Raw genomic sequence first — 2,070 nt, 5'->3', positions numbered from 1 at the left:
TGGAGCAGCGGCAGTTCCTCGGTCTTCCAAGGCGCCTTGGTCATTTTCCAGACCGGCGAGTTGATCGCCATGTCCATGTCCCGCGCGAAGATCGCGAAACCGTCATAGCCATGGTAGGGGCCCGAATAATCCCAGCTGTGCATCTGGCGGAAAGGCACGCCCATCTTTTGGAAGACGTATTTTTCCTTGATGCCTGAGCCGACGAGATCGGGCTGGATCTTCTCGACGAATTTTTCGAATTCGTAGCCGGTCACGTCGTCGTAGATCAGCGTTCCGTCCTTGACGTAATGCTGGGCGGTGCGCTGATAGTCGTCGTTGTGGCCGAATTCATAGCCGGTGCCGACGACTTCCATGCCGAGGTCTTCGTAAGCGCCGATCACGTGACGCGGGCGGAGGCCGCCGACGAACAACATGACCGTCTTGCCTTCCAGACGCGGACGGTATTTGGCGATGACCGCGTCCATCAACGGCTGATATTTGGCGATGACCTGCTCAGCGCCTTCCTTGATCTTGTCGTCGAAATAGCTGGCGATCTTGCGCAGCGACTCGGCGATCTTGCTCGGGCCGAAGAAGTTGTATTCGCACCACGGAATGCCGTATTTTTCTTCCATGTGGCGCGAAATATAGTTCATCGAACGGTAGCAGTGCAGAACGTTCAGCTTCGCCTTCGGCGTCGCTTCCAGTTCCGCGAGGCTGCCGTCGCCCGACCATTGCGCGATCACGCGCAGACCCATCTCTTCGAGCAGGATGCGTGACGACCAGGCGTCGCCGCCAATGTTGTAGTCGCCGATGATGGCGACGTCATAAGGCGTCGGCTCGAAACGCGGCGCGGCGTCGGGAGCGATCTTGTCGAACACCCAATCGCGGATCGCGTCATTGGCGATGTGATGGCCCAGCGATTGAGAAACGCCGCGGAAGCCCTCGCAACGCACCGGAACGATGGTCTTGCCATCATATTCCTTCGACTTGGCCTTCGACACAGCCTCGATATCGTCGCCAATGAGGCCGATCGGGCATTCCGACTGAACGGTGATGCCGTTGTTCAGCGGGAACAGCTCCTGGATCTCGTCCATGATCTTCGCGAGCTTCTTGTCGCCGCCGAAGACGATGTCCTTCTCTTGGAAGTCGGAGGTGAACTGCATCGTGACGAAAGTGTCGATGCCGGTCGTGCCGATGTAATAGTTACGGCGCGCCGCCCAGGAATATTGGCCGCAGCCGACCGGGCCGTGGCTGATGTGGATCATGTCCTTGATCGGACCCCAGACGACGCCCTTCGAGCCGGCGTAAGCGCAGCCGCGAATGGTCATCACGCCAGGGATCGACTTGATGTTCGACTTCACGCCGCAATCCGGCTTGCCTTCCTGATGCACGTTGAGGTGCTTGGCGCGGCGCTTGGCGGTCTTCTCTGGATAAACCTTCAGAACTTCTTCGATGAGCGCTTTGTTGCGGTCCTTGATCTCCGCGACGCTCAATGTGGGCGAAACACTCATTTGATGTCTCCTTTAATGCTTTCTGATTTCGCTCGACCTCCCGCGTGCGGGAGGTCGACGCTCATGCGTTGACGGGTTAGGCGATCGCCTGGAGTTCGGCCGCGGTCTTGCCGATCTGGCTCTCGTCGACCGCCTTCATGATGCCGTGCTCCATCAGCATGTCTTCGAGTTCGTCCATCGTGATCGGGGTCGGGATGATGCCCTTGCCCTGGTTCGCGTGGATCTTCACCGCGAGATTGCGATAATGGTTCGCCTGCTGCGACTCCGGCGCATATTCCAGAACGGTCATGCGGCGCAGCTCGGCGTGCTGCACGATATTGTCGCGCGGCACGAAGTAGATCAGCGTCGTGCCGAGCTTCTTCGCCAAAGCTTCCGCAAGCTCCAGCTCCTTGTCGGTCTGACGCTCATTGCAGACCAGACCGCCCAGGCGCACGCCGCCGGAATTGGCGTATTTCAAAATGCCCTTGGAGATGTTGTTGGCCGCATACATCGCCATCATCTCGCCGGACATGACAATGTAGATTTCCTGCGCCTTGTTCTCGCGGATCGGCATGGCGAAGCCGCCGCAGACCACGTCGCC

At 58.9% G+C, this 2,070-nt stretch carries 1 protein-coding gene and 1 pseudogene; both read right to left on the bottom strand.

All coding sequences use genetic code 11. The features are described 5' to 3' along the window. A partial coding sequence (gene nifD, locus NEI07_RS13230) for a nitrogenase molybdenum-iron protein alpha chain (protein WP_256035143.1) occupies nt 1–1,490 on the bottom strand: 1,490 nt, incomplete at its 3' end. A gap of 76 nt (nt 1,491–1,566) precedes the next feature. Beyond that, nucleotides 1,567–2,070, bottom strand: a pseudogene (nifH, locus tag NEI07_RS13225) (nitrogenase reductase); the annotation flags it as partial.

Source organism: Methylocystis suflitae, from assembly GCF_024448135.1.
Taxonomy (GTDB): Bacteria; Pseudomonadota; Alphaproteobacteria; order Rhizobiales; family Beijerinckiaceae; genus Methylocystis; species Methylocystis suflitae.
Note: the sequence above shows the minus strand (reverse complement) of the source record. Positions and strands in the feature narration are given on the sequence as shown.